Below are 5,012 nucleotides of genomic sequence, written 5' to 3'. Positions count from 1 at the left end.
ATGGAGAAATCTAATCGGTATGTTATACCTGAGAGAAGAGTGAGGAGTTATCCAAGGGTTGTAAAAGGAAAACCTCAAAAATACCCAAGAAAAAGCCAGTCAATCTCTTAACTGACTGGCATTACCTCATTTGAGGGGCTTTTTATTTACTGAAATTAGCAGCCTGTTAGTTTTTCCGGTTGTGGACGTTCACCAGGGAAGAAGATTGGACGTAGTTTGACGCCAATACCGTTCCCAATGAAGGCAAATACTAACCATAACCAACCGTGTAAACTACCTGAAGCAATACCGCTGAAATACGCACCAATGTTACAGCCGTATGCTAAACGTGCGCCGTAACCCAACATCAAACCACCGATCACAGCCGCTAGCAGTGAACGTTTTGGGATATTAAAGTTTGGTGCAAATTTACCAGCTAGGCTTGCTGCGAGTAAGGCACCGAGCATGATGCCGAAATTCATCATCGACGTGATATCAAACCATAATGATTCGGTGAGTGCTTTGGCATTTGCAGGTTGCTGCCAATATGCCCAAGATGCAACATCAATCCCCATAACACTTGCTGATTTTGCGGCCCAAACGGCTAAGGCAGAGGTCACGCCCCAAGGACGGCCCGCAAGTGCGAGTGTGGCAAAGTTCAGTAAAGTCAGGATAATTCCACCCCAAACCAATGGCCATGGACCACGTAGAAAGCGTTTCCAGCCGTGTTGCTTGGCTTGCGGTTCAACTTCAAGCTGACCATGGCGTTTCTTTTCAAAGTAAATTGTTGCTGCGGCAATCAATGCAAAGAGCACAAAGTTTAAAACCAGTGCAGGGACTACACCAAAGCTTTTGACTAAAGAAATCGGTTCAAAGTGGGGAAGGTCAAACCACCATTGAATATGTGAAGTTGCAATCAGTGAGCCTGTACAGAAGAAGATCAGCGTTACAATCATACGTGCGCTACCTGCACCCACAGTGTACAGGGTCCCTGATGCACAGCCGCCGCCAAGTTGCATACCAATACCAAAAATAAAGGCACCGATCATCACGGACATTGAAACAGGATTAACGTTACCTTTGACTGGGTTGCCAAATAATTCACCCGCACCTAAAGCAGGGAAGAAGAGCAATACAGCCAAAGCCAACATGATCATTTGTGCACGCAAGCCACGACCACGGCGTTCTTTAATGAAGACACGCCAACTCGAGGTGAAACCAAAAGACGCATGATAAAGGGTCATACCCAAAGCACCACCAATTAAAAATAGTAATGCTTGGTTAACGCCTACAATCAGATAAGCACCAATGGTACCTAAAATTAATAAAACAAAAGCCACCCAAATCGATATATTGGATCGATTGGTTGGCGCAGCAATAACAGACATGGAAAAAAAAGCTTAAAAAATGTATCTCTATTTTACGGTTTTTATATATTGTAAAAATTAATATTGTTTGGAATTCACACAATCATTGCTGTGAATAATTGATTTTCAATATTTGTAAAACTGATAAAAGAAACATTAAACTGGATTTACATTAAATAAAGAACCAATCCAACTTGAAAATAGCATGGCTGCAATGCCCCAGAGTGCAACACGTAGACTGCCTTTCAACATAGAAGTACCTGCTGCATAACTGGCTAAGGCACCGAGTAGTGCTAGAGAAATCACGCCAACGGCCATAACGGTTTTTTCAATATGCATGTCAGCACTGATCAAGATCGCAACCATCGGAAATATTGCACCAATTGAAAAGGCTAAAGCCGATGATAGCGCTGCTTGAACGGGTTTTGCTGCTGTATTGTCATGGATTCCAATTTCATCTCGGGCGTGGGCTTCAAGTGCATCATGTGCAGTTAATTGGACTGCGACTTCATGGGCCAGTGTAGGCTCTAAACCACGTTGAATATAAATTTGGGTAAGTTCTTTAAGTTCTAGCTCAGGGTTCTTTTGTAGTTCTTTATGCTCCATGTGAAGATCTGCTTTTTCGACGTCTTCTTGAGATTTCACAGAGATATATTCGCCCGCCGCCATAGAGGTTGCACCAGATATGAGTCCTGCAATGCATGTAATGAGTAAGGTATGGCTAGAAGCACCACTTGCAGCCATGCCCATAATTAAACTAGTGACGGAGATAATGCCATCATTTGCACCGAGTACAGATGCACGTAGCCAACCCGTACGTTCCATAAAATGTTTTTCGGCATGATGTGAGTAAGACATTATTTTCTCTAAGTTTGTTATTTATATGACCTCATAAGATTGACCTGACATCAGTTAAATTTCAAGTTAAAAATAGATTGAAACAGTAAGTTGAATAAAATACAGATATAAAAAAAGCACCCGAAGGTGCTTTTTTTTAAGAATGCTTATTGTTGAGCTTTTTCTTTCACGTTTGCTGCACCTTGCTCAACAGCACCTGCAGTTGCAGCAGTCGCGTCTTTAGCTGCTTCTTTTGCATTGTGTGCAGCAGCTTCAGCATTTTCTGCAGCATTGTCAGCTGCTGTCGCAGTTGCAGTTGCAGCATTATCTACAGCAGTCGCTGTCGCAGTTGCCGCTTCTGAAGTTGCATCAGCAATGTCATGGCCTGCTTGGTCAGCAGCGTTTTCTAGGTGTTCACCAGTTGTTGCACCTGTTTCTGGCGCTTTGTCTTTATTACAGCCAACAAGTGCAACAGTTGCAGCCAAACCTAAAGCAACAAGTAATTTATTCATTTTGATCTTTCCTTTTTTTGTTATGCCCGTAGCATGGGCTGAATTTATATTAGCTGAAAAAATATTCAAAAATCGATCAAAAATTGTTGATTTAGTGTAATTTTATCCAGCATATTTTGTAGTTTAAAAGGCTTTATATATGCTTATAGCGTTAAGGGTTTTGACTAAATAATTCTTCAATTGAAGTCACAAGTAGATAGATAAATTCACTGTCTTCATGGCGCCATAAATATATTTCTTCCCCCAATTGTGTATCGTCTACCGTACGCATCAATAAATAATTGCCATCGCCGTTATGTGCAATTGCAATACTGTTTTCAGGGAAGTCTTCAATTTTACTTATGGATTGATGTTCTGCGGCTAGATGATTCGTTGTACGTTTTATTCTTTTCACATCGCTGGTGTCTTGGAAGGGGAAGAGCCACCATGCTTCGATTTCATCACCATCTTTAAATTCATCCGCGCTAGAAAAGCTAATGCCGAATTCTCCACCATTTTCAATTTGCATTTTGACTTTATATTTTTCTGGAAACTTAAATCCTAATTGTTCTTCAGTTGCAGTAATAAATTTTAAGTCTAATGGAAAGGGCATGATGTTGTTCTTAAATTATTTTAGTGTTTTATGAATAAGCTAGGCGTAAATTTTAGTCAATATTTTTTACACTCGTTATTTTTATCCTAGATGTTTTAGTTATGGACATACGGGCCATAAAAAAGCCTGCAATCAATGCAGGCTTTTTTGAGAAATTAATCTATTAAGATTAAAGACCAGCAGATGCTTTAAGCACTTCCACTTTGTCAGTTTTTTCCCATGTGAATGCGGTATCAGAACCTTCACGACCGAAGTGACCATACGCAGCAGTTTGTTGGTACATCGGTTGGATTAAGTTCAACATACGAGTAATACCGTATGGACGTAAGTCAAAGTGTTCACGTACAAGTGCAATAATCAAATCTTCAGATACTTTTGCAGTATTGAATGTGTTGATCGAGATAGATGTTGGTTCTGCAACACCAATCGCATAAGACACTTGAATTTCACATTTGTCAGCCAAACCAGCAGCCACAATGTTTTTAGCAACATAACGACCTGCATAAGCAGCAGAACGGTCAACTTTTGATGGGTCTTTACCAGAGAACGCGCCACCACCGTGACGAGCCATACCACCGTAAGTATCTACAATGATTTTTCGGCCTGTTAAACCACAGTCACCTACAGGGCCGCCAATCACGAACATACCTGTTGGGTTGATATGGAATTTAGTGTCTGCATGGAACATTTCAGCAGGAATCACTTTTTTCACAATTTCTTCAATTACCGCTTCTTTCAATTGAGCTTGAGTAATTTTTGGATCGTGCTGAGTTGAAAGTACAACTGCGTCTAAGCGAACTGGCATGCCATTTTCATAAGCAAATGTTACTTGGCTTTTTGCATCAGGACGTAACCAAGCAAGTTTGCCTTGTTTACGTAGTTCAGCTTGTTTTTCCATTAAGCGATGCGCATATGAAATCGGTGCTGGCATAAGCACATCAGTTTCACGGCTTGCATAACCAAACATTAAACCTTGATCGCCCGCACCTTGATCTTCTGGTTTTTGACGGTCAACACCCTGAGCAATTTCAGGTGATTGTTTACCGATCATGTTGATCACGGCACAAGTTGAACCATCAAAGCCAAGATCTGAATGATGGTATCCGATACCATTTACGGTATTACGAACAATCGCTTCAAAGTCAACATTTGCAGTTGTTGTGATTTCACCGGCAAGTACAACCGCACCCGTTTTTACAAGCGTTTCACAAGCAACCCGTGCATATGGGTCTTCTTTTAAGATTGCATCCAAAATAGCATCACTGATTTGGTCAGCCATTTTATCCGGATGGCCTTCGCTTACAGATTCCGAGGTAAATACAGCGTACTCGCGCATAAGTCCTATCACAGTTAAATTTAAAGACGCAATATGTTACATCGAGAAAGCGTTTAGGACTAGCTTAACATGACCAAATTGGATGAAATTAATTCATTTCAATGACTTTTTAATTGATATAGGCATCTAAAAAATTGATATGAGCTATGGATTTCTCATTTTAATTTTGTATGATGAGATAAAACAGAGATATTGGGCTTTGGTACAAGCAACAATGTGATTAGGCGTTAAAATGCCTAAATTGGCTTTTTAAGTGAATCATTAGATCTCTTGCGAAAGTAAAAACCACCTCAATCTAAGTTTCATGAGATATCAGAACTTAAACCGTTTTTCAGATTCTGAATTTAAACGCTTGGTTGGCGTACCTCGACCAGTTTTTACCGAAATGG

Annotated in this window: 5 protein-coding genes and 1 pseudogene; 1 reads left to right on the top strand and 5 read right to left on the bottom strand. The window is 40.5% G+C overall.

Annotated elements, in window-relative coordinates; translation table 11 throughout:
* Positions 1 to 155: 155 nt before the first annotated feature.
* From FTT94_RS16025 to metK, 5 genes are all read right to left on the bottom strand, one after another.
* On the bottom strand, positions 156 to 1,367 hold the full coding sequence (locus tag FTT94_RS16025) for a YeeE/YedE family protein (RefSeq protein ID WP_180171108.1): 1,212 nt from the start codon (positions 1,365 to 1,367) through the stop codon (positions 156 to 158).
* A 135-nt stretch (positions 1,368 to 1,502) separates the two neighbouring features.
* Positions 1,503 to 2,204, bottom strand: a complete 702-nt coding sequence (locus FTT94_RS16020; RefSeq protein WP_180010154.1) for a VIT family protein — start codon at positions 2,202 to 2,204, stop codon at positions 1,503 to 1,505.
* A 146-nt stretch (positions 2,205 to 2,350) separates the two neighbouring features.
* Positions 2,351 to 2,695, bottom strand: coding sequence for a hypothetical protein (locus tag FTT94_RS16015; RefSeq protein WP_078188782.1), 345 nt, complete (start codon positions 2,693 to 2,695; stop codon positions 2,351 to 2,353).
* Positions 2,696 to 2,846: 151 nt separating this feature from the next.
* Positions 2,847 to 3,287 (bottom strand): SMI1/KNR4 family protein, encoded by a 441-nt coding sequence (locus tag FTT94_RS16010; protein ID WP_180171107.1) that lies wholly within the window; start codon positions 3,285 to 3,287, stop codon positions 2,847 to 2,849.
* Positions 3,288 to 3,456: 169 nt separating this feature from the next.
* On the bottom strand, positions 3,457 to 4,623 hold the full coding sequence (gene metK, locus FTT94_RS16005) for a methionine adenosyltransferase (protein WP_180171106.1): 1,167 nt from the start codon (positions 4,621 to 4,623) through the stop codon (positions 3,457 to 3,459).
* 304 nt (positions 4,624 to 4,927) lie between these two features.
* Between metK and FTT94_RS16000 the strand changes: the two are divergent.
* Positions 4,928 to 5,012, top strand: a pseudogene (locus FTT94_RS16000) (IS5/IS1182 family transposase); the annotation flags it as partial.

It is taken from the genome of Acinetobacter sp. YH12027, assembly GCF_013420085.1.
In the GTDB taxonomy this organism is placed as follows: Bacteria; Pseudomonadota; Gammaproteobacteria; order Pseudomonadales; family Moraxellaceae; genus Acinetobacter; species Acinetobacter amyesii.
Note: the sequence above shows the minus strand (reverse complement) of the source record. Positions and strands in the feature narration are given on the sequence as shown.